The organism is Sorangium aterium (genome assembly GCF_028368935.1).
Lineage (GTDB): Bacteria > Myxococcota_A > Polyangia > Polyangiales > Polyangiaceae > Sorangium > Sorangium atrum.
On record NZ_JAQNDK010000005.1, the window covers coordinates 1242501 to 1268227 of the forward strand.

A 25727-nucleotide genomic window follows, 5' to 3' on the forward strand; every position below is an offset into this window, starting at 1 on the left:
CCTGGGACGTTCTGTCTCCGGCGCGCTGTGCACGCCGGCGACAGAACGCCGATCGGGCTCAGACGTCAGCCCTCGCCACGCCGCCCGGCGAGCACCCTCGCCGGGAGCTTACGGTTCGTCAGGACGGCTTCGTTGGGAGCAGGCTCAGATCAGCCCTCGCCACGCTGCCCGACGGCCATTTTCGCCGGGGGCCTACGGTTCGTCAGGACGGCTTCGTTGCGGCGGCGTCGGGATGTATGTGCCGCGAGGGCCGTCAGTGCGGGCGCTCGGTGGCTCGCCTCGGGCCGTAGCTGCGCAGGAGGATGAGGCCCGCGAGGACGGACAGGGCGGCGATCTGGAGAGCGAACGGGATCTTTTGCACCCATTCCTCCTCGTCGATCCCGATCGTGGCCAGGAAGAGGCCGAGCAGGCCGCCCATGGCTTCGCCGGCGCGGCTCACGGATGTCGCTGGGCCGCTGGCGACCGCCTCGTGGGAGAGCGCGTGCAAGAGGAGGCCCGCCACCGCGGAGAGCAACCAGGGCTCGATCGCCTCGAAGTGCTCCACGTCGACAAGCCGCGTCGCGAAGGCGCCAACCACCGTGGCGAGCGCAATGCCCGCGAGCGCAGCGCTCATGGCGCGCTTGCCGCCTGCATCGGCTCTCACCTCGAGGACCTGAATGGCCACCACCATGGCGAGCGGCACCGTGTGCGCAGCGATCACGAGCACGACAGGGAGCGAGAGCTGTCCAACGCGTGAGAGCGACGCCACTGCCGCGCCCTCGCCGAACTGGTGCGCGAGCACCGCGGCATACCCCATCGCGAGCGCCGTCGTCGGCGTCTGGTGACCCCCAGCGTCCCCGAGCACGAGGCGCTCCAGCACCGCCGGCGCGAGGAAGCCAGCCACCGCGGCGAACAACGCGAGCCAGCCGATCTCGCCGATCGCCTCCGGGAGCAGATGAAGCAGCGCGATCGACGCCGCACCGACGAGGGCGAACGTCCGCAACGCAGACATCGCGCCCTCACTCCGGTGACGGAACACCGCCGCAATGCCGCCCAGCACGACGGCCAACGCGAGGAGCGAGACGCCGAACGCCAGCGACACAGGCGCCCTCCTAGCACGGATCCGGCTCGAACCGGTGATGAGCCGAACGCTCTGTGGGGTGCGCTACGAACGTGGGGGGGTGTGCCGTTCCGTGCGTAGGATCAGGTCGCCCACGAGGGCAGTCCAGCCGGTCTGGTGTGAGGCACCGAGCCCAGCGCCGGTGTCGCCGTGGAAGTACTCGAAGAAGAACAGGCGATCTCGGAATCGAGGATCACGCTGGAAGAGGGGGTGCTCGCCGTAGACAGGGCGGCGCCCCTCGCGGTCACGCTCGAAGATCGCGATCAGCCGGCGCGCGATCTCGTGCGCTCCGTCGCGGAGCGTGCGAGGGCCGTGGCCGCCGAGCGACGGGATCGTGAGCACGTCCCCGAAGCCGTGGTCGAGCCGGAGGAGCGAGCGGTAGAGCAAATAGCCGAGCGGGAACCAGATCGGGCCGCGCCAGTTGGAGTTGCCGCCCTTCATGCGCGTGATCGACTCGCCCGGCTCGTAGTCGACCTTGTACTGCGCATCGCAGGGCTCGAGCCCGAGCGAGACGGGCGCGGCCGCGTGCTCCTTGGAGAGCGAGCGCGGGCCGAACGGCGAGAGGAACTTGTCCTCGTCGAACAGGTGCGCGAGCACCCGCTCGAGGCGCCCCGGCGGCATGGCGGAGAGCACCTGGCGGCCGTCTGGACGTACGGTGATCGCCTCGGCCAGGGCGGGGTTTCTGCCGAGGAACCACTCGGTCCGGCGCCGGAAGTTCGCGAGCTTGCCGTAGATCTCCGGTGTGATGACGTGCACCGCGCAGAGCGGGATGAGGCCGACGGCCGATCGGATCTTGACGTGCCGCGGCTTCCCTCCGGCAAAGAGGATGTCGAAGTAGAAGCCGTCCTCCTCGGACCAGAGCGGCAGCCGGCCGTCCGCCGTGTGGTGGAGCGCGTGCGCGATCCGCAGGAAGTGCTCGAAGAACTTGCTGGCGAGATCCTCGTACGCGGAGTTGTCGAGCGCGAGCTCCAGCGCGATGCGCATGAGGTCGAGGCAGTACATCGCCATCCACGCCGTGGCGTCCGCCTGCTCCAGGCGCATCCCAGGGGCGAGCCGCTCGCTGCGATCGAAGAGCGAGATGTTGTCGAGGCCGAGGAACCCGCCCTCGAAGACGTTGTGCCCCTCGGCGTCGCGCTTGTTGACCCACCAGGCGAAGTTGATGAGGAGCTTGTGGAACACCCGCTCCAGGAACACCCGATCGCCCTCGCCCCGCTGCTTCCGCTCGATCTTGTAGATCTGGTAGGTCGCCCAGGCATGCACGGGGGGGTTCAGATCCGAGAACTCCCACTCGTAGGCAGGCAGCTGCCCGTTCGGGTGCTGGTACCACTCCTTGACCATCATCTTCAGCTGGGCCTTCGCGAGATCGATGTCGAGCGAGGCCAGCGCGACCGCGTGGAAGGCGAGATCCCAGGCCGCGAACCAGGGGTACTCCCACGCGTCGGGCATCGAGAGGACATCGGCGACGGAGACGTGCCGCCAGTGGGCGTTTCGGCCGCTCAACCGCTCGGGCGGCGGCGCGTACGCGTCGCCGCGGAGCCAGGTGTCGACGTCGTAGTGGTAGAACTGCATCGTCCAGAACAGCCCCGCCGCTGCCTGACGCTGGATCGCGCGGCGATCGTCGGACAGGGCAGGGCCCTGGACGGCGAGATAGTACTCGTCCGCTTCCCTGCGCCGCGCTTCGAGGAGCTCGTCCGCGCCGTCGAAGGGGCACTCCACCGGCTCGGGCGCGAGCCGGAGCAGGATCCGCCGGCTCTCGCCGGCCGGCACCTCGAGGCGATGCCAGCTCGCCGCCTTCGTGCCGCGGCGCTCGGCGTTCACCCGCGCCTCGTCGCCGTGGACGACCCGGTGATGGAACGCGTCCTTGACGTACGGTGTCCGCGAAGGGGCGCCATAGAGCCGCTCGCGGTTCGTCTCGTTGTTGGTGAAGAGCAGCTCCGGGCTGCCCTCGATGTACAGGTGATGCGCGCCGTGCTCGGGGTGCGCCGCGCGCAGCATCACATGGCCGGGGTCGGTCTCCATGGCCCGGATCTCCGGGACCGGACCCGGAGGCTCGCTCCAGGACCACGTGTTGCGGAACCAGAGGTGCGGGAGCACGTGGATCGGCGCGGCCTCCGGGCCGCGGTTCACCACGGTGATGACCATCAGGATGTCGCTCGGGCTCCGCTTCGCGTACTCGACGAAGACGTCGAAGTAACGATCCCCGTCGAAGGCGCCGAGATCGGGGAGATCGACCTCACCCTCCGAGAGGCCGCGGTCGCGCGCGGCGGCGACGAGCGCCTCGTAGGGGAACGGCCGCTGCGGGTACCGGTAGAGGTAACGCAGGTAGCTGGAGGTCGGCGTCGCGTCTTCGTAGTAGTAGATCTCCTTGACGTCCTCGCCGTGGTTGCCCTCCGGCCCGGTCAGGCCGAAGGCCCGCTCCTTCAGGATCGGATCCCGCTCGTTCCAGACGGCGACGGCGAGACACAAGATCTGGTGTCGGTCGCAGATGCCGCCGAGCCCGTCCTCGTTCCAGCGATAGGCGCGGCTCCGGGCATGGTCGTGAGGGAAGTGCGCCCACGCGTCCCCGTTCGCGCTGTAGTCCTCGCGCACCGTCCCCCAGGCCCGCTCGGAGAGGTAGGGGCCCCAGTGCTTCCAGCGCAGGAGGCGCTCGCGCTCTTCCTCGAGGCGGCGGTGCTCAGCGGTCGGCGCAGCGCGGACGGTCCTCGTCATGCGCGCCACGCTAGGCGACGAAGGCCGAGGCGTCGAGCCCGCGGCCGGCGCGCGGTGAGCTGGAGCGCTGGAGCGCTGGAGCGGGCGCTACTCGGTGCGCTTGATGATGTGGAAGCCGAACGGCGTCTCGACGATCTCGCTCACCTCGCCGATCTTCAACGCGAAGGCGGCGTCGGAGAAGCCCTTCACCATCATGCCGCGCTCGAACACCCCGAGATCCCCGCCGCGCTCGGCGGCGCCCGGCTCGTCGCTGTACTCCGCGACCACCTCCTCGAAGCTCGCCCCGCCGCGGATCTTGAGGAGCGCCTCCTGCGCGCGCGCGTGCGCCTCGGCGCGCGTACGGCGGAGGCCCTCGGGCTTGCTCTTCGAGCCCTCGTGCATGACGAGGAGATGCCGCGCGCCGATCTGCTTGGGCTGACTCGCGATCACGGCGCGCTCCCGCTCGATCGCGGCGTCCTCCTCGGCTGCCCGGATCGGCGCGGAGACCGCGAGGCCGCCGCCGACCCAGGAGGGCGAGGTGGCGAGCGTCCCGCAGGCGGTCGCGCAGAGGAGCGCGAGGGGAGAGCACGCCGAGAGCGCGTGGACCAGCACGGCGCGGAGAGGAGGGCTACGCATCGGCGCGGAGACTGCCGCGGGAGGGGTGCGCCCGCAACCCTCGCGTCCGCGCGCGTCGCTCAGCGGAGCACCATCACCGGGACGAAGGCCCACCCGCCGGCGGCCACGCTCACCCGGGCGCGCCGCGACTCGCCGCGGACGCCGACGACCACGTCGTGCGTGCCCGCGCGGACGCGGGTCCGCGCGATCGCGATGCGCGCGGGGAGCGTCGACCATCCGCGCGTGTCCGGCGTGTCGAGCGCGGTCAGCGTCGCGCTCGTCAGCAGGCCGACGAGCAGGCCCAGCGGCCCGGAGTCCTCCGCAGCAGCCTCGGTGGCGCCCTGCGCGGCCTCGCCGGCCGCGATGCGGGCGAGGGTCCTCGTGATGGCCGACAGGATGACGGTCCCCTCGTTCTTCTTCCAGGCCGCGCGCACCTGCGCCTCGACGTCGAGCGCCTGCTCCATCGGCTGCGAGCGCCCATCCAGCTTCAGCGTCGGAATCGAATAGCCGCCCTTGCCGCGCGCGAGCGTCGGGTAGTTGACCCAGGTCACGAGCCCCTTCGCCGCGAGCTCGCTCGCCCGCGCGCGATCCGTCGGGCTGAGGTCGTTGGCGACGAGCGTGAGCGCGAGGCCGATCGGGAGGCGCTGCGGCACCTTCTGCGGGACGCGCCCGAACCCGACGACGACGATGAGCTCGGCCTCGCCGGTCTCGTCGAGGGGCGGCGGCGGGGCCTCACCCTCGATCAACGCGGCGATGCGGGGCGATCTCGGCTCGCCGCGCGTGAGCGCGCGGAGCGGGCGGCGGAGCGACGGATACGACCCGTGGCGGAGGGCGTCGTCGTAGTGGAGGAGCGCCTCGTCAGTCTGGCTGCTCTTCTCGAAGGCGAGGCCGGCGAGGTAGCTGCCGAGGCCGAGGAGCGCCGTCTCGCCCTCGTGATCGCGCAGGTATCTCTGCATGACCGCGAGGCGGCGAGCCTCGACCCTGGCCCCGCTGAGGTCGCGCTGGGCCAGGTAGTTCATCATGTTGATCGTGTTGATGAGCAGCTTCTCGTAGGCGGGCGCCTTGTACGGGCCCACGTCGTCCGAGAAGAGGTATTTGCCGAGATCGTGGGCGGCCCCGCGGGACATGTCGAGCAGGTCGATCGACTTGTCCGCGGCGCCGAGATCGCGCGCGGACAGCCGGTAGCTGTCCATGCTGAGGAGGATGTTGCCGCGGTCGAGCAGGAGGAGCGCGTTGTCGCCCCGGAGCGCCGGGAGCTGGGCCGCGGTCTCGACCTCGAGCTGCTCGTTCAGCGCGGCCACCGCCTCGGCGGGAGCGCCGCGATCGAGCGCCTGGAGCGCGGTGCGCACGCGATCTTCATGTCCGCCGCAGGCGGCCTGCCAGAGGCCGAGGAGCAGCGCGAGAGGAGCCAGGGCCGCACGCTTGCGCCCCGCGAGGCCCGCGTGCCGCCGGCGCATCACTCCTGGATGAGCGCCTTGGTGAAGGCCGCCCTGTTCTGCCAGGCCACCGCGCTCGTGGCGACCTCGATGAGCTGCATGAACATGAAGTACTGGACGCGGCGCTCGTCCTCGGTGCGCTCATCGGCGGTGAAGACCTTGCCGGTGAGGTAGTACTTCGCGCCGAGCTGGCGGTTGTACTCGGCGATGTGGCTCGGATCGAACCCGCCGCCGTGCTGCTTCTCGACCTCCGCGACCATCTGCTGCTGGCGCTCGACGCTGACCACGGTGACGAGGCTCGCCTGAGCCAGGTACGTCTCGACATCGGAGAGGAGCGCCTGAAGCTGGCTGTCGATGTGCTCGCTCGTCTGGTTCGACAGCGGATAGATGGCGAGCGTGGGCCGCGAGCCGTCGTGCGCCCACGCCTTGGCCACCGGAGAGGCCATCAGCGACGTCAGGTTCTCGTGGAGGAGCTGCTCGATGTCGCGCCTGTCGATCCCCGTGCTCATCGCCGCGTCGTCGAGCCCCTCGACCTGATTGCCGCGCACGTAGGTGGGGCCGCAGCCGATGGAAAGCGCGGCGAGCGTGAGCGCCGCGAGCAGCGCGGCCGGACGGATGATGGGCGAAATGGGCATGGACACTCCGCAGGGCAGGACGCCCGCATCCTAGCAGGCGAGGTGTGCGCTGGAGCTTCGATCAGGCGGAAATCGTGCTCTGCGACGCCGCGCGCGCGCCGCGTGCACGCCGCGCGCGGCATGTCAGCAGCGCCGACGTCCTGGCTCGCCTCAGCGCGAGCAGCGCGAGCAGCGCGAGCAGCGCGCGCGCCGCTGGGGCCCCGCTGTCGTCGCCGACGACGGGGCCGTACGCGCACGAGAGCCAGCGCTCGTCGAGCGGCCGGCGCGAGGGCAAGCGCTCCGCGGAGTCCGACGCCGTCGCCCACCAGGGCGGGTCGTAGTCGCCGACGTCAGCGGCGCGCCTCGCCTCGGTGACGATCCAGTCGCGATGGGCGATCAGCCCACCATAGATGGGGTCGGCGCAGCCGGCTGGCCCGCGCGACGTCACGCCGATGATCCGCCCCGCCACGTCGAGCGCTGGTCCGCCCGAGTCGCCGCTGCAGATGCCGTTCTCGCCGCGCCACTCGCCTCCTGTGACGCGCTCCTGCGTTCCACACCCGTACCCCACGCACTCGACGTGGAGCCCATCGCGGCGCCTGCGGACGCCGCCGCCGCGCGATCTGCCCTCCGTGTCGCCGAAGCCCACCGCCGAGTAGACCTCGCTCTCCTCGGGCGGCCGCTCAAGGCGAGGCGCGAGCGGCGTGACCTCGCTGCCGCCGAGCGGGGAAGACAGCACGACGAGCGCGATGTCGCGCCCGCAGACGGCGTTGCCGTCGGGCGGGCTGAGCAGCGCGCGCGCGCCGATCCACGGCGTGTCCGCAGCCCACAGGGCCCCGCCGAGCGTGGCGTAGACCTGCGAGGCATCGACCGGCTCACCGAACGTCGCCGTCTTGCAGGCAATGAGCTTGGGAGCCTCCGCGATGCAGTGCTGCGCGGTGAGCACCAGGTTGGGCGCGATCACGGTGCTCGAGCAGGTCCGCGCGACGCGCCCTCGGCGATCGGTGATGAGGAGCCCGGCGATCGCGCGATCTCCAGCGTCTGGATAACCTCCCTTGATCTCCAGCGCGGCCTCGGCCGCGTCCTCCTCGTGCAGGTCAGCTTCGTCCGCGTCTCCAGCGCAGCCCGCCAGCGCGGCGGCGAGGAGGCATCCAGCTCGGGTACGCCATGCGGTGCTGTTCCGGCACACGGCCAGCCGCCATTGCACGGCACCTGCCAGCCTGGGCTGTGCACCGCCGCGCTCCCCGAGGGAGGAGAGGGTTGCTTCCGAGGAGGCTCGACCGCCGGCGGAGCCACGCCGCTGCGCTGTGGTGCGGGATGCGGTCAGCGCGCCGGTCGGGCTCATGTACAGCCGAGCGCCCGACCCTGTCGTCAACCGAGCGCAAGGCTTCGGTGAGGAGGCGGCGCGGGCGCGCGGCCTCGCGCTCCGGGAACACCTCCCTCGCGCTGGTGTCGCGCGCGTCCGTTCGCGACGTCGCGGCGCTGCGAGCGCTCGCCCTCTCCCGGCGGCGCCCGAGCGTCAGCCGACCACGATGTTCACGATCTTCCCCGCGACGTAGATGAACTTCTTCAGCTGCTTGCCCGCGGCGAGGGCGGCAACGCTCTCCAGGCCGAGCGCGGCGGCTCGTGCCTCTTCCTCCGATGCCGCCTTCGCCAGCATCACGCGACCGCGGACCTTGCCGTTCACCTGCACCGGGATCTCCAGGACGTCGTCGACGCAGAAGGCCTCGTCGTACGTGGGCCATGGCTCATAGCTGAGCGAGCGCTCGTGGCCGGTGAGCCGCCACAGCTCCTCCGCGAGGTGCGGCGCGAAGGGGGAGACGAGGAGGATCAGCCGGAGGACCGCCTCGCGCGGCGGCGAAGGCAGCGAGCTCAGGTGATTCACGAAGACCATCATCGCGGAGATGGCGGTGTTGAACGCCATCGCCTCGACGTCGCCGGTCACCTTCTTGATCGTCCTGTGGAGCTGCCGGCTCGTCGCGTCGTCCATCGCGTCCGAGAGCGGCCGCGTGCAGGTCGCGAACACGCGGTCCCGGAACCGGACCACCCCCTGGATCTGCGCCGATTGCCACGGCTTCACCGCCTCGAGCGGGCCCATGAACATCTCGTACAGCCGCAGCACGTCGGCGCCGTGGACCCGCACGATGTCGTCGGGGTTGATCACGTTGCCCCGCGACTTCGACATCTTCTCGTTGTCCTCGCCGAGGATCATCCCCTGGTGGACGAGCTTCGCGAAGGGCTCGGGGTGCTTCACATGGCCGAGGTCGTAGAGCGCCTTGTGCCAGAAGCGCGCGTAGAGGAGGTGCAGCACGCCGTGCTCCGCGCCGCCGACGTAGAGGTCGACGGGCATCCACGCGTCATACGCGGCCTGCGAGAACGGCTCCGCGTCGTTCTGCGGATCGAGGAAGCGAAGGTAGTACCAGCACGAGCCCGCCCACTGCGGCATCGTGTTCGTCTCGCGCGCGTACCACTTGCCGTCCTGCTGAAAGAAGCGCCAGTCGACGGCGCGCGCCAGCGGGCCCGCAGGGTCGTTGCCAGGGCGGAAGTCGGCGAGCGGCGGCAGCTCGATCGGGAGGCTGGCCTCGTCGACCGCGATCGGCTGATCGTAGCGGATCGTGTGCGCGGCGCCCTTCCTGGGATCGCCCTGAGGATCGGCGAGCTCGACGGGGAAGTAGATCGGGATCGGCTCGCCCCAGTAGCGCTGGCGCGAGAAGACCCAGTCGCGCAGCTTGTAGTTCACCTCGCGCTTGCCTCGCCCGAGCGCCTCGAGGCGCGCGATGACCGCGCGCTTGCACTCCTCCGTCGCGAGCCCGTCGAACTCGCCGCTCCGGACCGCGACGCCTGGGTCGACGTAGGCGGCCTCGAGCTGGTCGTGCAGGGTGCCGTCGGGGCTCACGACCTCGACGATGGGCAGCCCGTAGGTGCGGGCGAAGGAGAAGTCGCGCTCGTCGTGCCCTGGCACCGCCATCACGGCGCCGGTGCCGTAGCCGCCGAGCACGTAGTCGGCGACCCAGATCGGCACCTCCACGCCCGTGATGGGGTGGACGGCGACGAGGCCGGTGTCGACGCCGGTCTTCTCCCTCGCCGCCGCGGCGAGCCGCTCGCGATCGCTCTTGCCCGCCGCGGCCGCGACGTACGCGCGCACCGCCTCGCGGCGCTGCTCGGACGCGCCGCTCTCGGCGCTCGTGAGCCATGTCGTGAGCGGGTGCTCGGGCGCGAGCACGACGTAGGTGACGCCCATCAGCGTGTCGGGGCGGGTCGTGAACACGCTCAGCGAGCCCTTGCCCCATCCCTTGACCTCGAACGTGATGAGCGCCCCCTCCGAGCGGCCGATCCAGGAGCGCTGCATCGCCACCGTCCCTTCAGGCCAGTCGAGGAGGCGGAGATCCTCCGCCAGGCGGTCGGCGTAGGCGGTGATGCGGAGCATCCATTGCCTGAGCGGCGTCCGGTAGACCGGGTGCGAGCCGCGCTCGCTCTTGCCGTCGATCACCTCCTCGTTCGCAAGGACGGTCCCGAGCGCCGGGCACCAGTTGACGCTCACCTCATCCTGGTACGCGAGCCCGTTCTTGAAGAGCTGGAGGAAGATCCACTGCGTCCAGCGCACGTAGCGCGGATCGGTCGTGGAGAGCTCTCGCGACCAGTCGTAGCTGAAGCCCAGCATCTTGAGCTGGCGCTTGAAGGTCGCGATGTTCCGCGCCGTCGTGTCGGCCGGGTGCGTGCCGGTCTCGAGCGCGTGCTGCTCCGCCGGCAGCCCGAAGGCGTCCCAGCCCATGACGTGCAGCACGTCGATCCCGCGCATGCGGAAGTAGCGGGACATGATGTCGGTCGCCGTGTACCCCTCGGGGTGGCCGACGTGCAGCCCCGCCCCCGACGGATAGGGGAACATGTCGAGCACGTAGCGCTTCGCGCGGGCGGGGTCCGCGCTGCGGACGGCGCGGAACGTCTCGCCTTCCTCCCACGCGCGCTGCCAGCGCGGCTCGACGGCGGCATGATCGTAGCGCGCGGGCTCACGCGGCTCGTTGGGAGAAGGTTCGGTGGAGGCGCGGGGGTCCATCGTCTCGGCGGCCATATCGCGACGTGCCATAGCACTGCGCTGCCGCGGTCGACAGCCGCCCCGCGGCGGCAGAAGCCTGCGCCCCGGCGGGAGCGGCATGCCCGTCCGCGGCGCGCCGCGGCCATGTCGAGAGTTCCCGAGAAGCGTGGACAGCGCCTCGGTCCGAGCTCTGCCGTCGGAGACGCCCGCGCCCGAGAGGGCCGACCGCGCGCTCCGCCGCGCGCTCCGGAGCCACCCGCGCGCTCCGGAGCCACCCGCGCGCCGGAGCGGCGTGCGTGCCCCTGCGCGCCGCTGGCGCTGGCGGAGGAGCGCGCGCCTCGTGAGCGCCTCGGCGGCGGGACGAGCTCGCTCTTCACCGAGCCGACCGGAGGCGCGCACCCCTGGCGTCGCTGTCCTGCGTCCGCGACGGGCGGTGTCGTCCCGTGAGGCGCGCGTGGCGTCAGCGCTGACGAGCGGCAGCGCCTCGCGGGGACGGGGCGACGCGTCAGAAGAATGGCCGCACGCCGAGACTTGGGGGTAGATTGAGAGCGCTGTTCCGCTTCAGTGTGAGGCGGAGGGGTCGCGTGGGCGGTCCCTCCGAGGCGCGCGGATGACCGACAAACACGTTCCATGGGGAGCCCCCGAGAGTGAGAGGACGGCGCAGCCAGGCCGGCCGCTCCCGTCGGCGCACGGCTCGGGGAGCCCTTTCCGGCCGCTGCCCGTGCCGCCGCTGATGGCGCCCGGCGCCCTGCGCCCGCTCGCCGCGCAGTACGCGCTGAGCCCTCATCTACAGCAACAGAGCCCGCCCGCGTTCTCGAGGCCGATGCCGTCGGCGCCCGCGTATTCGGGGCCGGCATTGTCGGCGCCCGCGTTCTCGGGGCCAGCTCCCGCCGGGTACACCCAGCCGCCCACCGCGAGCGTCTCGGCGCGCGGAGGGACCCTTCCGCCCGGGCTCGTCTCGCAGCAGGACGTGCTCTCGGCCAGCGGCGTCTTTTCTCCGAACGCGCTCCCGTTCATCTCGGCGCCGCCGCAGTCGGATCCGGCGCCTCCGAGCCAGCCGGCCTTCCAGCCGGCGCCGATCACGGACCGGATGGGCGCGAGCGGGGCGCAGCCGCCTGCGCCGGCAGCGCCGCCCGGGTTCGCGAGCCCTGGCTTCGGTGCCGCCGCGCCCGCCGCGCCAGAGGCCGCACGCGCGCCGATGCCCTCGCCGCACGCCGGCCAGCCGCCTGCGCCGGCAGCGCCGCCCGGGTTCGCGGGCCCTGGCTTCGGTGCCGCCGCGCCCGCTACGCCGGAGGCCGCGCGCACGCCGCTGCCCTCGCTGCACGCGGGGATGTCGGCTCAGGGCGGGCCGCCATCGACCGCTGCGCCAGCGTCGGCGATGAGCGCAGCTCCCGCCGCGGCGGCGCACGGCGCGCCCCAGGGGGCCGGCGGGTGGGACGGCGCGGCGGCGCACGGCGCGGCGGCGCACGGCGCGCCCCAGGGGGCCGGCGGGTGGGACGGCGCGGCGGCGCACGGCGCGCCGCCGGCGGCAGGCGGGTGGGACGGCGCGGCCATGCCGCCGGCCGAGAGCCCGTGGGCCACCACGTCGGCGCGCCTCGAGATGCCGGCGCTCCCGTCGACCTTCGTGCAGGAGCGCCCGGAACCGCAGAAGCCACCCGCCGCCGTCACGCCGCGGCGGCGGGAGGGGGGCAGGACGCTCATCATCGTGCTCAGCGTGATCCTGGCGGTGGCCTTGCTGGCGCTCGTCGGGATCACGCTGTGGCAGAGCATGCGCGGCGGCGGACCGATCGCGATCGACTACAAGGAGCCGCCGCCCACGGCCACCGAGGCGTCGCCAGGGCCCACCGTGAGCGTGACAGCGGCCCCCAGCGCGCCCGCCGCGCCCCGCCCGGCCGCGCGCCCGCGGCCGAAGGGCGACGACATCTACGACGAGGTCGACAAGGAAAAGACCCGGCGCTGAGGCGGCGCGACGCCGCACAGACGGGGCGCGCCGCAGGCGATTCGTTGGCCCCGCGCCCTGTTCCGTGCTGGTGATCGCCCGCGATGGCGACGCCGATCCCGCACAACCTTGCCCCCTTCTCCCTCGACGAGCTGGCGCGCGCGACCGGCGGGCGCGTGCTGAGGAGCGGGCCGGACGCGCGGGGCATCTCGACCGACAGCCGGACGATCGCGCCCGGAGCGGCGTTCGTCGCGCTCACCGGCGAGAGCTTCGATGGCCACAGGTTCCTCGACGCTGCCGCGCAGCGCGGGGCGGCCGCGTTCATCGTCTCCCGCGAGGTGGCCCTGCCGCCCGGAGGAGGCGCGGTGCTCGTGGACGACGGCCTCGCGGCGCTCGGGGCGCTGGCCAGAGCGCACCGCGAGCGATGGCGGAGCGGCGCCCACGCCGACGGGCCGCGGGCGATCGTCGCGATCGGCGGCTCGGCCGGCAAGACGACGACGACGCGGACCATCGCGGCGCTGCTCGCGGGGGTGGGCCGCGGCGAGGTGCACGCGACGGCGGGCAACCTGAACAACGCCATCGGGCTGCCGATGACGCTGCTCGGGCTCGAGGGCCGCCATCGCTTCGCGGTCGTCGAGATCGGCACGAACCAGCGCGGCGAGGTCGCGGCCCTCGCGCGGATCGCGGGGCCGGACCTCGCCGTGCTGACGTCCATCGGCGTCGAGCACACCGAGGGGCTCGGCACGCTGGAAGACGTCGCCGCCGAGGAAGGGGATCTGCTGGCCGCCTTGCCGGCCGAGGGCGTGGCCCTCGGCAACGGCGACGACGCGAAGGTGGTCGAGCAGCTCGAGCGCGCCGGCGCCGCGCGGCGGATCACCTACGGCTTCGGGGAGCGCGCGCGAATCCGGATCGCGGGGAGGCGGCCGGTCGGGGTGCGCGGCACCTCGGTGAGGATCGAGCGGGGAGGCGAGGCGCTGGAGCTCGTCGTCCCGCTGCTCGGCGAGGCGGGGGCGCTGGCGGCGGCTGCGGCCGTCGCCGTCGTGGAAGAGGCGGTCGGCGAGCCGCTCTCGACCGAGCGGGCGACCCGCGCCGCCGCAGGGCTCGCGCCGCCAGGGGACGGGCGGCTGTCCGTCCGCGAGCTGCGGGACGGGACCGTCGTCATCGACGACACCTACAACGCCAACCCGCTATCGATGCGATCGTCCCTCAGGACGGCCGTCGAGGTGGCCGAGGCGCTCGGGAAGCGGCTGGTCCTGCTGCTCGGCGAGATGCGCGAGCTCGGCGCGCTCGCGGCGGCGGAGCACGACGCGCTCGGCGAGCAGGTCGGCGCCGTCCGCCCCGCCGCGCTGATCGCCGTCGGTGGCGAGGCGGCGCGGATCGCGCGCGCCGCCGAGGCTGCCGGCGTGCGGGCGTGGTTCGCTGGCGACGCGGACGCCGCCGCGGCCCGAGCGCAGGAGATCGTCGAGCGCGGGGATCTGGTGCTCGTGAAGGGCTCGCGCGGGATCAGGATGGAGCGGATCGTGGAAGCCCTCGTCGCCAGCGCCGGGCGCGGCGACGGCTCATCACCCTCGCTGTGAGCGCGCGTCCGCCGGTCGAGCGCGCTCGCCTCCCGGCGCGCCGGACCGCGGTCACGCGTCGAGCGCGGCCCGCGCCTCGGCGACGGACAGGCTGAGCAGGAGCTTCGCCTCCTCGTTGCTGCAGAAGGAGCGCGTGACCATGCGATCGACGTACAGCGTGCCGCGGAGGTGATCGACCTCGTGCTGGAGGATCCGCGCGGGCCAGCCCGTCGCTTCCCACCGGACCTCCTTGCCGTCCTCGTCCACGCCGCTCACCTCGACCGACAGATCTCGCTCGACCAGCGCCATGTAACCCGGGACGCTCAGGCAGCCCTCGAAGAACGTCGCCCGCCCCGCGCCTGCCGCGTCCGGGAGCGACGGCGCGAGGACCCTCAGCGTCGGGTTGATGACGACCCTGAGCGGGAAGGGCACGCGGCCGCGCTCGGCGCGCTGGCCCGGCGTGAGGCGGGCCATGAGCTCTTCGCTGTCTTCGAGCACGATCACCTGCTGGCCGACGCCGATCTGCGGCGCCGCCAGCCCCACGCCGGGCGCCTTGCGCATGACGGAGACCATCGTCGACACGAGGTGCTTGAGCCGCTTCGTCCCGATCTCTTCGGGCGGGACGGGCGCGGCGGGCTTCCGCAGGACGGCTCTGCCTGCGAGGACGATCGGGGGGAGCTCCATGCTGCCGGGATGAATCGGCGCCCTCGCGAGCGCAAGCGTTGTGAGCTCGAGAGCATGGTCCGTGTGTGAGGCCTCGCGGCGAGGCGAGCGTGAGGGTAGAGGAGCGGCGCCGGGCTCGGCTCCGGGTTTCCATGGCAGCACCCCCTTCGCCTCCTTCGGCTCGCGCGGACGCCCGCCGCCGGCCGCTCCGCCTCGTCGTCGTCGTCGCCCTCGCGGCGCTGACGCTCGCCGCCTTCGCCGCCGTGACGCTGCGGCTACAGCTCGAGCCGAACGTCGCCTCGCTCCTGCCGGAGCGCGGGGACGCCGCGGCGCTGCGCCGGTACGTGCGCGGGTTCGGGGGCGGCGACCTCGGCGTCGTGATGGTCAAGGGCGACGACCCCGACGAGAACGCGGCCGTGGCCGCGGAGATCGCGCGGGCCCTCGCGGCGCGCCCGACCGTGCAGCGCGCCGCCGATCGGATCGACGTCTCGCGCTCGCTCGATCCGTGGGTCGCGTTCCGGCACGCGGACGCGCGCGTGCGAGAGCGCCTCGCCGCCGCGCTCTCGCCCGAGGGGATGCGGGAGCGCCTCGCCGAGACGCGCGCCATGCTGCTCGCGCCGGGCGGCGGCGCCGCGGCCGAGACGATCGCGGCCGACCCGCTGCGCCTCTCGCAGCTCGTCTTCGAGTCCGCGGACATCGGATCCGGGGTGCGCACGCAGGCGGACGGCGCCTTCGCTTCGGACGACGGCAAGGTGCACCTCGTCTTGGTGCAGCCGGCGGGGCAGGCGCTCCGCGGCGCCGACGCGCGGGCGTTCGTCGCGGACGCGAACGCCGTCCTCGGTCCTGTGCGCGCGGCGCACCCGGGGCTCACGCTCGGGCTCACCGGCGGGCACGCCATCGCCGCGGCGACCGAGGCGATGCTCACGCGCGATCTCGCGATCTCGGGGTCGCTCTCGATGCTGCTCGCCTCCGTCGTCTTCGCGCTGCTCTTCCGCCGCCTGCGCGCCCTGGCCGCGGTGATGCCGCCGCTCGTGCTCGGGACCCTCTGGACCGCGGGGCTCGCCACGGCGCTCCCGGGCGGGCTCAGCGCGATCGCCGTCGCCTTCATGTCGGTGGTCGTCGGCGTCGGCGTCGACACCGGCGTCCACGTCTACGCCGCGCTGCTCGAGGCGCGGCGCGAGGGCCTCGATCCCGAGGCGGCCGGGCGCGCAGCGAGGGCGCGGACCTCCCGCGCCGTGCTCATCGCCGCCGTCACGGCGGGGGCGGCGTTCGGGGCCCTCGCGCTGTCGGACATCAACGCGCTCCGGCAGCTCGGGCTCCTGTGCGCCGCGGGCGAGGTCCTGACGGCGATCGCCATCGTGCTCGTGACGCCGGCCGTGGGCGCGTGGCTCGAGCGGGGGACCCCGCCGATCGAGGCGCCGGCGCGCTGGCCCGACTTCCTCTACCGGCTCACCCGTACCCGGGGCCGCGCGCTCGCGCTCGCGGGGCTCGCGGCGCTCCCCATCGCGGCCGTCGCCCTCGGCGCCTCTCCGCCGCTCGCGGAGGCCATCGTCGCGATCCGGCCAGCCGAGCTCGAGCCGCTCAAGGTACAGCAGGAGATCTTCGAGGCGTTCGGCGGACGGCGGGGGCAGTGGGTGGTGCTCGTCGCGGACGGCGACCAGGAGCGCGCCCGCGCGCGGGGCGACCGGATCGCGGAGCGCCTCGCCTCGATGAAGGACGACGTGGAGGCCGTCGACGCGCTCACCGCGCTCGCCCCCGCCGCCCCGACGCAGGCCGAGCGCTTCGCCGCGCGCGACGCGCTCGATCTGCCTGGCAAGGCCGACGAGCTCGAGCGCGCGCTCCGCGACACGGGCTTCGCGCCCGAGCGCTTCTCGTCGGTGCTCGACGGGATGCGCGCGCCGCCCCGGCAGGAGGTGGCGCTCTCCGATCTCGAGCGCGGCCCCGCGTCGATCCTGCTCTCGCGCTACCTCGGGGCGGACGGGGGAGAGGCGCTCGTCGCGCTGTACGTGAGGCCCCGCGAGACCGGCTCGGTCGAGCGGATCGAGCGCGCGCTCCGCGAGGAGGACCCGCGCGCCATGCTCACCGGCTACAGCCGGCTCGAGGCGTCGCTGCGCGAGACGCTCGCGCACGACATGCCGCGGATCGCGCTCGTCGCGGGCGCGCTCGTGCTGCTGGCGCTCTCGGCTTCCCTCCGCAGCGCGCGCGACATCGCGCTGGCCGCGATCGTCGTCGCCTCGGAGATCTCCCTCGTCCTCCTGTTGATCCGGGTGCTCGGCATCCCCCTGCACGCGTACGACGCGCTCGTCATCCCGGTGCTGCTCGGGATCACGGTGGACGAGGGGATGTTCCTGCTCCACCGCGCCCGCGAGATCGAGGCGGCGGGCGGCGGCGACGCCGTGATCCGCGAGATGCTGCGCCGCGAGGGGCCGGCGATCGCCGCCACGGCGCTGACCACGGCTGCGGGCTTCTCCGCGCTCGCGTTCTGCGGCTTCGACGGCCTCCGCGACCTGGGCCGGGTCGGCGCGCTGGGCAGCGCGGTCGGCCTCGTGGTCGCGCTCCTCGTGGTGCCGGCGGGGCTGCGGCTCTGGCCCCGGGCCCACGGACGCGCGTAACATGTCGCCGTTGTCGCCCCGGGGCCTCCTCCTTGTCGCTCTCCTCGCGCTCGCGCGTCCCGCTGCCGCGCAGCCGTCTCCTCCGCCCGCTGCGCCGGCGCCGAGGCCGCCGCGCTCGGCCGTGGCGCGCGCCGTCGACGCGCTCGTGCGCTCGCTCGACGCCGTGGACGGCCGCGCGCTCGTGGCCGCCGCGCCGCTGGTCTCCGACGCGCCGGCACCGCGCGGCGCCCAGCTCGTGGCCACGCTCGCCGCCCAGGTCGCCGGCAAGCTCGGCGCCGGCGTGCGCGCGCAGAAGGATCCGATCCCGCTGCCGCTCGCGCGCGAGGCGGCGCGCGACGACGCGGCGCTCGTCCACCTCGTCGTCGAGATCGCGGCGGGAAAGCTGCGCGTCACCGCGGACGTGTACCCGGTGCCGCGCACCGTCTGGGCGCGCATCCGCGATCCGGAGCCGGGGCCGATCGCCCACGCCTACGCCGAGGCGCCCCTCGACGCGGAGATCCGCAGCTTCCTCGCGCCGATCCCGCTCGTCGCCGCCAGGGTCGACCGCGCGAAGAACTTCGAGGGCGACGTGGTCGCGCTCGCGTGCGGCGATCTCGACGCCGACGGGGCGCTCGAGCTCCTGAGCGTGAGCCGCCGGCGCGTGACGACGCTCCGCCTCCGCGGCGGCCGGGTCGTGCCGCTCGCGTCGCGCCCGTGGCCGGACGTGGTCGCCGTGCACCCGGCGCCGCTCCGCGAGCCGCTCGCGTTCGCCACGCTCGTCGAGCGCGCGAGGGACGGCGAGCTCCTGCCTCCGTTCGCCGACATCGGGCTCACCGATCGCGCGCGCAGCGTCCGCTTCGACGGCGAGCTGAAGGCGCTCGCCGAACTCCCGGGGCTGGCGATCCCGGACGCGGGCGGCTCGGCCTGCACGACGACGTGGGGGCCGCTCCTCACGGGCCCGCTCGGGCCGTGCGCCCCAGCCGATCCCCCGCCGGCGACCGCGGCGCTCTCCGGCCGGTACGACGCGCTCGCGTCGGCGCAGCTCCTGTCCGCGCAGGGCGAACCCTTCGCGGTCTGGGCGACGCGCGAGCGCGGCGCGGTCGAGCTCCGGGACAGCGCGGGCCGTCGCAAGGTCGTGGGCAGCGCCGGGGCGCAGCTCGCGATCGGCGATCTCGATCAGGATGGAGAGCCCGAGCTGCTCGCCAGCCTCGACGTGCTCGATCCGCTCGAGGACGCCGTCGTGGTCTGGTCGTGGCGGCGCCGGGAAGGCAGCCCGGCCCGCGCGGCGCCCGAGGAGATCCTGCGCTTGCCGGCGCCGGCGGGCGTGCGCGCCCTCGCGGTCTGTCCGCCCGACGGGGCCGGGCGCGCCCCCTTCGCCGTCGCGACGGCGGACGAGATCTGGGTGGTGCGGTGAGCCGATCGCTCCCGCGCCGCGCCTTCCTCGGCGGCGCCGGCGCGCTGCTCGGCGCGGCCGTCCTTCCGGAGGGCGCGCGTGCGATGGGGCGCACCCCGCTTGGCGGCCGCCTCTCGATGCACCTCCCGTGGCCGACGAGCTCGCTCGATCCACACGACCTGAGCGATCCCGCCGCGGCGCTGTTCGCGCCGGCGATCGCCGACAGCCTCTACGGGCTCGACGCGTCCGGGAACCCGTACCCGACGCTCGCGTCCGCGCTGCCGTCGCGCGAAGGGGACGGCGCGGTCGTGCGCCTGCGCGAGGGGTTGCGCACCGCGCGCCTGCTCAAGCTCGACGGCCGCGACGTCGTGAGCTCCGTCGAGCGCGCCCGCGCTCGCGGCGCCGCCGCGGCGCTCGCCGACATCCCGAGGCCCGAGCGGCACCCGAGGGATCCGCTCGCCGCGGTGTTCCCGCGCGCGGATCCCGCCCGCGTCGCCCGCGCGCTCGCGTCGCCGATGGTCGCGCTCCTGCCGCGCGCCTTCGACCCCGCGGCGCCGGATGGCACCGGCGCGTTCCGGGCCGACGTCGGCCCGGGGCAGATCACGCTGACGCGCAACGACGTCGCCGCGCGCGGCGCTGCCTTCCTCGACGCGATCGAGGTGATCCGCTCCGAGGACCTGACGACCTCGCTGCGCGCGTTCGAGACCGAGCGCGACGACCTCGGCTGGCTCGGCGCTGGCCTCCACACGAACCGCCGCGGCGCCGTCCGCTTCGATCTGGGCGTCGCCGGGTGGATCGTGCTCACGACGGGCCCCGACGCCGGGCTCTTCGGTCAGCCTGGCGTCGCGCAGCGGCTGGTCGACGCGCTGCCGCCCGAGCGCCTGGCGCACCTCGGCCTCGTCGGCCTCCCGAGGGCGCACGGCGATCCCGCGTGGGGAGGGCCCCCGGCGCCGCTGCTCGTGGACGAGTCTGCCGCTCACCTCGTCGAGGTCGCCGAGGCGGTCGCGCCGATCCTCTCGCGGCCCGGGCACGAGGTCACCGCGGAGCCGGTGGCGCGGGCGGAGCTCGGGCGCCGCCGCGCCCGCGGGAAGGCGACGCTCGCGATCGAGCTGGTGCGCCCGCTCGGTCCGGGGCCCCTCGGCGCGCTGCTCGCCCTCGCGACCGCCGACGATCGCAGCCGCGCCCTCGATCTTGCCCGTCACCCGCCCCGCCTCGCGCCCGGCGCCGCCCCGCGCTCGCTCACCGCGACGCTGCGCCTCGGCGTGATCGCCGAGGTCCGGATCGCGGGCGGCGTGCTGCCGGACATCGCGCTCGCGCGCGCCGCCGGCGGAGAGGGCTGGGATCTCGGCGCCACCTTCCGCCGCCCTGCGAGGCGCTGATGTGTGCCTACCCGCGTGGAAGCGAGCGCGACCGCGCGGCAGCTGTTCGGGACGTCCGGGGGAGCCTCGCGGCGATGGGGGCCGCTTGGAGCGCTTGCGCGGTGGGGACATTTGGTTACTATCGGCTGGTCACGAACGTCACTGGCACTCGACACGACGCTTCTCTTCTCGGGGATCGCGGATTGATCGCGGACTGGACGACGCAACGTGTGGCGCATCGGGGGCTCCTCCCCAGCGCCGCCCCCCCTCGATCCCCCACGGCTCCATCGGGGCGGCAGGGCACTGTTCGGCACCGAAGCTGACGCATCTCGCAGAGCCGTGAAGTGAATCAGTGTCATGGGTACTCGCCTCTACGTTGGTAATCTCCCCTTCTCCGCCACCAAGGCCTCCGTGCAGGCCGCGTTCGCTCAGAGCGGCGAGGTGACGGATGTGCACATCGTGACCGACCGCGAGAGTGGCCAGTCACGCGGCTTCGGGTTCGTCACGATGGGCACGCCTGAGCAGGCCCAGCAGGCGATCGAGAACATGAACGGCGCCATGATGGACGGCCGTCCGCTTCGCGTGAACGAGGCGGAGGAGCGGGTCCAGCGTGGTGGCGGTGGTGGCGGCGGCGGTTACGGCAGCGGTGGCGGCGGCGGCTACGGCGGCGGCGGCGGCGGTGGTGGCCGCGGCGGTCGTGGCGGTGGCGGCGGCGGTTACGGCGGCGGCGGTGGTGGCGGCCGCGGTGGTCGCGGCGGCCGCGGCGGCGATCGGTACTGAGCCGAGATAGGCCGACGTTTCAGCGGCGGCGCCTCTCCCCAGAGGCGCCGCTGTTCTCGTTTGTACGCTGCCCCTTTGCGGCGACCGCCGCCTCGCGCTCCGAGGTCCCGGTCGCTCAGTACTCCGTCGATGCCTCCGCCTCATCGGCCGTCGCGGCGATCTGGCCTGCCTGCGCGGGGCGGAGCACGAGCTTGCCGACGGCCATCGCGACCAGGGCCGAGAACAGCGACCCGAGCAGGACGGCGAGCTTCGCGACCCCGAGCCTTTGCCCCGTTCCGAACGCGAGCCCCGCGACGAAGATCGCCATCGTGAAGCCGATGCCCGCGACGCAGCCGACGACGAGCACGCCTCGCCAGAGGACGCCGCGCGGGAGGGCGGCGAGGCCGAGCTTCACCGACAGGAAGCACGCGACCATGATCCCGAGCGGCTTGCCCATCGTCAGGCCGAGGACGACCCCGAGCAGCAGCCGCGTCGAGCCCGCCGCGCCGAGGTGCACGTCGCCGAGGCTCACGCCCGCGTTGGCGAACGCGAAGAGCGGCATGATCCCGTAGGCGACCCACGGATGCAGCGCGGCCTCCAGGCTCACGACGGGCGGCAGCGCCTCGCGCCGCGCCTGCGCGAGCTGCGCGAGCGGCCCGGTGAGCTCGCGCGCGTCATGCCCGCCGGTCGCGCGCTCCTGGAAGTCCTGCAGCGCCCTGCGGGCCTCGGCGAGGAAGCCCTCCTCGCCGAACCAGGGATGCACCGGCGTGAGCAGGCCGAGCAGGACCCCCGCGATCGTGGGGTGCACGCCGGCGCTCAGCAGGCCGGCCCAGGTAACGACGCCGGGCGCGACGTAGACCGCCGGCGAGCGGACGCCGAAGCGCTGAAGCGCGAGCACGCCCGCGATGCCCAGGGCCACGAGCCCGAACCCCGCGACCGAGATGCTCGACGAATAGAAGACGGCGATGACGAGGATCGCGCCGATGTCATCGATGATCGCGAGCGCGAGGAGCAGCACGCGCAGCGCAGCCGGGACGCGGTTGCCGAGCAGCGCCAGCGCGCCGACCGCGAACGCGATGTCCGTCGCCATCGGCACGCCCCACCCGCTGCGCTCCGGCGGGCTCGGGTTCAGCGCGAGGTAGATGAGCGCCGGGAAGAGCATGCCCCCGAGCGCGGCCGCGACGGGCAGCACCGCCCGCTTCAGGACGGAGAGCTCGCCCTGATGGATCTCGCGCCGGATCTCGAGCCCGACGACGAAGAAGAAGATCGCCATCAGCCCGTCGTTGATCCAGAAATGGAGATCGTGCTCGACGAGGTAGGAGCCGAGGCCGAGCCTCATCGGCGTGCGCCAGAGGCGCTCGTACGAAGCAGCCCAGGGAGAGTTCGCCCACGCGAGGGCCACCGCGGTGGCGATGATCAGGACGATGCCGCTCGCCGCCTGGACGTGGAGGAACCGCTCGAGGGGCTGGAAGATCCAGAGCGCCAGGCGGCGCGCGGGCAGCCAGGTTCCGGGCGGCGCGTTGCGGAGGTCCGAGGTGGCCATCCCGCGCGTACGGTAGGGCGCCCCACGGTGATCGAGAAGCGGCAATGAAGGCTGCTCCGCGCTTCCAGAGCGCGGAGCTTGCTCCTTTGCCTGGCGGGCGTCAGAGAGCGGCACGCTGCCCGCCCCTCGCGCTCGGGGCGGGCCGCTCACAGCCGATGCCACCTCCCATCCCTTCAGAGCACAGGCCGTCGCCGCGGGCGATCTCGCTTTACTACTTCGGCATCTTCGCCGTCCTCGGCGTGTACCTGCCGCTGTTCCCGAGCTGGCTGGAGGCGCGCGGGATCCGCGGTCTCGCGATGGGGGCGATCGCGGCGACGCTCCCAGCGATGGGCCTCGTCGCGCCGCCGGTGTTCGGCTTGATCGCCGACGCGCTCGGCGTGCGGGTGTGGCTGCTCAGGGCAGCCTGCGCCGGCGCCTTCGTCGTGTTCGCGCTGCTCGCGCTGTCGTCGGCGCTCGGCGTGTCGCTCGGCTTCGGCGGCCTCTTCGTCGCGGCGCTCGCGTTCGCGTTCTTTCGATCGCCGATGTTCATGATGGCCGACGTCGTCGCGGTGGAGGCGTCGGCGAGCTCCGGCATCGCCTACGGCAGGCTCAGGCTCTGGGGCTCGATCAGCTTCGCGCTGATGGCGATCGCCAGCGGAGCCCTCGTCGATCCGGCGCGGCCGGCCGCGTTTCCCAGCACGATCGCTGCCTCCCTGCTGATCGCGTTCGCCATCTCGTGGGCCCTTCCGGCGCGCGGCGAGGCGCCCTTCCGCCGGTCCGCGCTGCGCGACGGAGCGGCCGACGCCGCCGGCGCTGCGCGCTCTCCGGCCGCCGAAGGCGAAGGCGCTGCCGGCGCTGCGCGCTCTCCGGCCGCCGAAGGCTCCGTGCGGCAGCGCGCCCGTGCCCTCCTCCAGAGCCACGATTTCCGCCTGTTCCTCGCGGCGTCGTTCCTGGCTCAGAGCGCCACCTCTTCGTACGATCTCTGTTACACGCTGCACCTGCGCGACATCGGTTTCCCCGAGTCGCTCGTGGGGGTCGCGTGGGCCGTCGGCGTCGCCGGCGAGATCGCGCTCATGGCGTTCTCCGGCCCCCTGCTCAAGCGGTTCGCTCCGCCCACGGTGCTCGCGTTCGCCTTCGCGGGCGCCTCGCTCCGCTGGGCGCTGCTCTCGTATGTGCGCTTCTGGCCCGCCCTGCTGGCCATCCAGCCGCTCCACGCGGTCTCGTTCGGCATGATGTGGGTCGCGTCGCTCGCCTACACGCGGGATCGCTCCCCGCCTCAGATCCTCGCCACGGCGCAGGGGCTCTTTACTGCCAGCGCTGGCGCTGGATCCGTCGTCGGGATGCTCGTCTGGGGGGAGCTCTACAAGCACGGGGGCGGCACCCTCACTTTTGGGGTCGCCTCGATCACGGCGTTGATAGCGTTCGTCCTGGCTGTGACCTTCGCGCGATCAACGCGCCCAACGCGACCGACGCGGCGTTCACCGTCAGGGGGCTCGATTTTCTCTGTCAGCTCCCGGTGCCAGGAGTAACGTTCCATTTTCCGCCGCACGCGTAGGCGCGCGCGGGCACTACCTGAACGAGGCGAGCATGTGCGGGATCGTCGGATACGTTGGGTCAAAAAAGGCGGCGCCGATCATCGTCGAAGGGCTGCGGAAGCTGGAGTATCGAGGCTACGACTCGGCCGGCATCGCCATTCATGACGGTAAGGGCATCGAGATCGTCCGGACGCTCGGCAAGCTGATCAAGCTCAGCGAGGCGCTCGAGAAGCGGACCCTCGACGGTACGACCGGCATCGGCCACACGCGGTGGGCGACGCACGGCCGCCCGAGCGAGGTGAACGCGCACCCGCACTCCGCGGGCCCGGTCGCCGTCGTGCACAACGGCATCATCGAGAACCACGTGGCCGTCCGGCAGCAGCTGGAGAGCCAGGGGGTCAAGTTCCTCTCCGACACGGACACCGAGATCGTCGCTCACCTCGTCCACCGCGAGCTCCAGAAGGGCGCGAAGTCGCTCTTCGAGGCCGTGCGCGGCGCGCTCCGGCAGGTCCACGGCGCCTACGCCATCGCGGTCCTCTCGCGCGATGAGCCCGACGTCATCGTCGCCGCCCGGTACGGCTCGCCGCTCGTCGTCGGCGCTGGCGAGGACGAGATGCTGTGCGGCAGCGACATCCCGGCGCTGCTCGCGCACACCCGCGACATGATCTTCCTCGAGGACGGCGACATCGTCGAGCTGCGCGCGAGCGGCGTCCGCATCGAGACCGTGGCCGGGGGCGAGAAGGTCGAGCGGCGCGTGAAGCGCATCGACTGGAGCCCCGTCCAGGCGGAGCGCGGCGGCTACAAGCACTTCATGCTGAAGGAGATCCACGAGCAGCCCGACGTCGTCGAGGCCACGCTGCGCGGCAGGATCGATCTCGCCGCGGGCGACGTGCACGCGACCGAGATGGGGGTCACGCCCGAGTTCGCGAGGGAGCTGCGCCGCGTCTACATCGTCGCGTGCGGCACGAGCCACCACGCCGGCATCGCCGGGCGCTACTGGATCGAGCAGCTCGCCAGGGTCCCCACGGTCGTCGAGCTCGCGAGCGAGGTCCGCTACCGCGAGCCGATCTTCTTCCCCGACGATCTCGTGATCGCCATCAGCCAGTCGGGCGAGACCGCCGACACGATCGCGGCGCTCAAGGCGGCGAAGGCGCAGGGCGCCAAGGTGCTGGCGCTCTGCAACGTGCTCGACAGCGCCATCCCGCGCCTCTCCGACGGCGCGCTCTACACGCACGCGGGCCCCGAGATCGGCGTCGCCTCGACCAAGGCGTTCACCACGCAGCTCGCCGCGCTGCTCCTGCTCGCCGTCTATCTCGGCCGCCGCCGCGACTCGCTGTCGGCGGAGCGCGGGCGCGAGATCCTCCAGGCCCTCTGGGAGATCCCGAGCCACATGCGCGAGGTGCTCGGCGACGCCGACTACGTGCACGCGATCGCGAAGCGCCTCGTCCACGCGAAGGACGTCCTGTTCCTCGGGCGCGGCCTCGGCTTCCCCATCGCGCTCGAGGGTGCGCTCAAGCTCAAGGAGATCTCGTACGCGCACGCCGAGGGCTACGCGGCCGGCGAGATGAAGCACGGGCCGATCGCCCTCATCGACGAGGCGCTCCCCGTGATCGTCGTCTGCCCGCGCGACGCGCACTACGACAAGACGTTCTCCAACCTGCAGGAGGTCCGGGCGCGCGAGGGGCAGGTCGTCGCGATCGCCACGAAGGGCGACGAGTCGATCCTCGAGATCGCTCAGCACCACGTCTGGATCCCCAAGGTGCCGGACGAGGTCGGGCCGCTCCTTACCGTGCTCCCGCTCCAGCTCATCGCCTATTACGTCGCCAACCTGAAGGGCAACGACGTCGATCAGCCGCGCAACCTCGCGAAGACGGTCACCGTCGAGTAACGAGCAACGCCGGTCTCGCGGCGGGGCATCCCCGCCGCGGC

General features: G+C 73.3%; 17 protein-coding genes. 8 read left to right on the forward strand and 9 right to left on the reverse strand.

Annotation, left to right across the window (positions count from 1 at the left end; genetic code table 11):
* Positions 1–253: 253 nt before the first annotated feature.
* The 7 genes from POL72_RS42950 to leuS all read right to left on the reverse strand — a co-directional run bounded on the left by POL72_RS42950 (position 254) and on the right by leuS (position 10533).
* Positions 254–1081 carry a ZIP family metal transporter gene (locus POL72_RS42950; protein ID WP_272102683.1) on the reverse strand — a complete coding sequence of 276 codons (828 nt, stop codon included), beginning with the start codon at positions 1079–1081 and terminating at the stop codon, positions 254–256.
* A 63-nt stretch (positions 1082–1144) separates the two neighbouring features.
* A complete protein-coding gene (locus POL72_RS42955) occupies positions 1145–3808 on the reverse strand; it encodes an MGH1-like glycoside hydrolase domain-containing protein (protein WP_272102684.1) in 2664 nt (887 codons plus the stop codon).
* An 87-nt stretch (positions 3809–3895) separates the two neighbouring features.
* Positions 3896–4423: a peptidylprolyl isomerase gene (locus POL72_RS42960; protein WP_272102685.1), complete on the reverse strand. Its 528-nt coding sequence runs from the start codon at positions 4421–4423 to the stop codon at positions 3896–3898.
* Positions 4424–4482: 59 nt separating this feature from the next.
* Positions 4483–5859, reverse strand: a complete 1377-nt coding sequence (locus POL72_RS42965; RefSeq protein ID WP_272102686.1) for a COG3014 family protein — start codon at positions 5857–5859, stop codon at positions 4483–4485.
* A complete protein-coding gene (locus tag POL72_RS42970; RefSeq protein WP_272102687.1) occupies positions 5859–6473 on the reverse strand; it encodes a penicillin-binding protein activator LpoB in 615 nt (204 codons plus the stop codon). The genes POL72_RS42965 and POL72_RS42970 overlap by 1 nt, the downstream gene beginning before the upstream one ends.
* 61 nt (positions 6474–6534) lie before the next feature.
* On the reverse strand, positions 6535–7656 hold the full coding sequence (locus tag POL72_RS42975; protein WP_272102688.1) for a trypsin-like serine protease: 1122 nt from the start codon (positions 7654–7656) through the stop codon (positions 6535–6537).
* Between the two features lie 312 nt (positions 7657–7968).
* Entirely contained in the window at positions 7969–10533 is a 2565-nt protein-coding gene (gene leuS, locus POL72_RS42980; protein WP_272102689.1) for a leucine--tRNA ligase, read from the reverse strand.
* Between the two features lie 559 nt (positions 10534–11092).
* Here leuS and POL72_RS42985 point away from each other — a divergent pair.
* Entirely contained in the window at positions 11093–12442 is a 1350-nt protein-coding gene (locus POL72_RS42985; protein WP_272102690.1) for a hypothetical protein, read from the forward strand.
* Between the two features lie 83 nt (positions 12443–12525).
* Positions 12526–13998, forward strand: coding sequence for a UDP-N-acetylmuramoyl-tripeptide--D-alanyl-D-alanine ligase (locus POL72_RS42990; RefSeq protein WP_272102691.1), 1473 nt, complete (start codon positions 12526–12528; stop codon positions 13996–13998).
* Between the two features lie 51 nt (positions 13999–14049).
* Here the strand turns inward: POL72_RS42990 and POL72_RS42995 are convergent, their stop codons facing one another.
* Complete coding sequence (locus POL72_RS42995) at positions 14050–14661, reverse strand: peptide deformylase (RefSeq protein ID WP_272102692.1); 612 nt, start codon at positions 14659–14661, stop codon at positions 14050–14052.
* A gap of 131 nt (positions 14662–14792) precedes the next feature.
* Between POL72_RS42995 and POL72_RS43000 the strand changes: the two genes are divergently transcribed.
* The 4 genes from POL72_RS43000 to POL72_RS43015 all read left to right on the forward strand — a co-directional run bounded on the left by POL72_RS43000 (position 14793) and on the right by POL72_RS43015 (position 20762).
* Positions 14793–17252, forward strand: a complete 2460-nt coding sequence (locus POL72_RS43000; protein WP_272102693.1) for an MMPL family transporter — start codon at positions 14793–14795, stop codon at positions 17250–17252.
* 1 nt (position 17253) lies between these two features.
* A complete protein-coding gene (locus POL72_RS43005) occupies positions 17254–18645 on the forward strand; it encodes a hypothetical protein (protein WP_272102694.1) in 1392 nt (463 codons plus the stop codon).
* Complete coding sequence (locus tag POL72_RS43010; protein WP_272102695.1) at positions 18642–20003, forward strand: hypothetical protein; 1362 nt, start codon at positions 18642–18644, stop codon at positions 20001–20003. The genes POL72_RS43005 and POL72_RS43010 overlap by 4 nt, the downstream gene beginning before the upstream one ends.
* A 336-nt stretch (positions 20004–20339) precedes the next feature.
* Positions 20340–20762 (forward strand): RNA recognition motif domain-containing protein, encoded by a 423-nt coding sequence (locus tag POL72_RS43015; RefSeq protein ID WP_272102696.1) that lies wholly within the window; start codon positions 20340–20342, stop codon positions 20760–20762.
* 115 nt (positions 20763–20877) lie between these two features.
* Here the strand turns inward: POL72_RS43015 and nhaA are convergent, their stop codons facing one another.
* Positions 20878–22284, reverse strand: a complete 1407-nt coding sequence (nhaA, locus tag POL72_RS43020) for a Na+/H+ antiporter NhaA (protein ID WP_272102697.1) — start codon at positions 22282–22284, stop codon at positions 20878–20880.
* A gap of 155 nt (positions 22285–22439) precedes the next feature.
* Here nhaA and POL72_RS43025 point away from each other — a divergent pair, with 155 nt between their 5' ends.
* Both POL72_RS43025 and glmS read left to right on the forward strand, forming a co-directional pair.
* Complete coding sequence (locus POL72_RS43025) at positions 22440–23792, forward strand: MFS transporter (protein WP_272102698.1); 1353 nt, start codon at positions 22440–22442, stop codon at positions 23790–23792.
* Between the two features lie 58 nt (positions 23793–23850).
* A complete protein-coding gene (gene glmS, locus POL72_RS43030; RefSeq protein WP_272102699.1) occupies positions 23851–25686 on the forward strand; it encodes a glutamine--fructose-6-phosphate transaminase (isomerizing) in 1836 nt (611 codons plus the stop codon).
* Positions 25687–25727: the final 41 nt, after the last annotated feature.

What these genes read in the sequence shown, in the direction of transcription:
- POL72_RS42990 (WP_272102691.1), top strand. Translation starts at nt 12,526, where the DNA reads ATGGCGACGCCGATCCCGCACAACCTTGCCCCCTTCTCCCTCGACGAG.
- leuS (WP_272102689.1), bottom strand. Translation starts at nt 10,533, where the DNA reads ATGGCACGTCGCGATATGGCCGCCGAGACGATGGACCCCCGCGCCTCC.
- POL72_RS43005 (WP_272102694.1), top strand. Translation starts at nt 17,254, where the DNA reads ATGTCGCCGTTGTCGCCCCGGGGCCTCCTCCTTGTCGCTCTCCTCGCG.
- POL72_RS42970 (WP_272102687.1), bottom strand. Translation starts at nt 6,473, where the DNA reads ATGCCCATTTCGCCCATCATCCGTCCGGCCGCGCTGCTCGCGGCGCTC.
- POL72_RS42985 (WP_272102690.1), top strand. Translation starts at nt 11,093, where the DNA reads ATGACCGACAAACACGTTCCATGGGGAGCCCCCGAGAGTGAGAGGACG.
- POL72_RS42955 (WP_272102684.1), bottom strand. Translation starts at nt 3,808, where the DNA reads ATGACGAGGACCGTCCGCGCTGCGCCGACCGCTGAGCACCGCCGCCTC.
- POL72_RS42995 (WP_272102692.1), bottom strand. Translation starts at nt 14,661, where the DNA reads ATGGAGCTCCCCCCGATCGTCCTCGCAGGCAGAGCCGTCCTGCGGAAG.
- POL72_RS42965 (WP_272102686.1), bottom strand. Translation starts at nt 5,859, where the DNA reads ATGCGCCGGCGGCACGCGGGCCTCGCGGGGCGCAAGCGTGCGGCCCTG.
- POL72_RS42960 (WP_272102685.1), bottom strand. Translation starts at nt 4,423, where the DNA reads ATGCGTAGCCCTCCTCTCCGCGCCGTGCTGGTCCACGCGCTCTCGGCG.
- nhaA (WP_272102697.1), bottom strand. Translation starts at nt 22,284, where the DNA reads ATGGCCACCTCGGACCTCCGCAACGCGCCGCCCGGAACCTGGCTGCCC.
- POL72_RS43000 (WP_272102693.1), top strand. Translation starts at nt 14,793, where the DNA reads ATGGCAGCACCCCCTTCGCCTCCTTCGGCTCGCGCGGACGCCCGCCGC.
- POL72_RS43025 (WP_272102698.1), top strand. Translation starts at nt 22,440, where the DNA reads ATGCCACCTCCCATCCCTTCAGAGCACAGGCCGTCGCCGCGGGCGATC.
- glmS (WP_272102699.1), top strand. Translation starts at nt 23,851, where the DNA reads ATGTGCGGGATCGTCGGATACGTTGGGTCAAAAAAGGCGGCGCCGATC.
- POL72_RS43015 (WP_272102696.1), top strand. Translation starts at nt 20,340, where the DNA reads ATGGGTACTCGCCTCTACGTTGGTAATCTCCCCTTCTCCGCCACCAAG.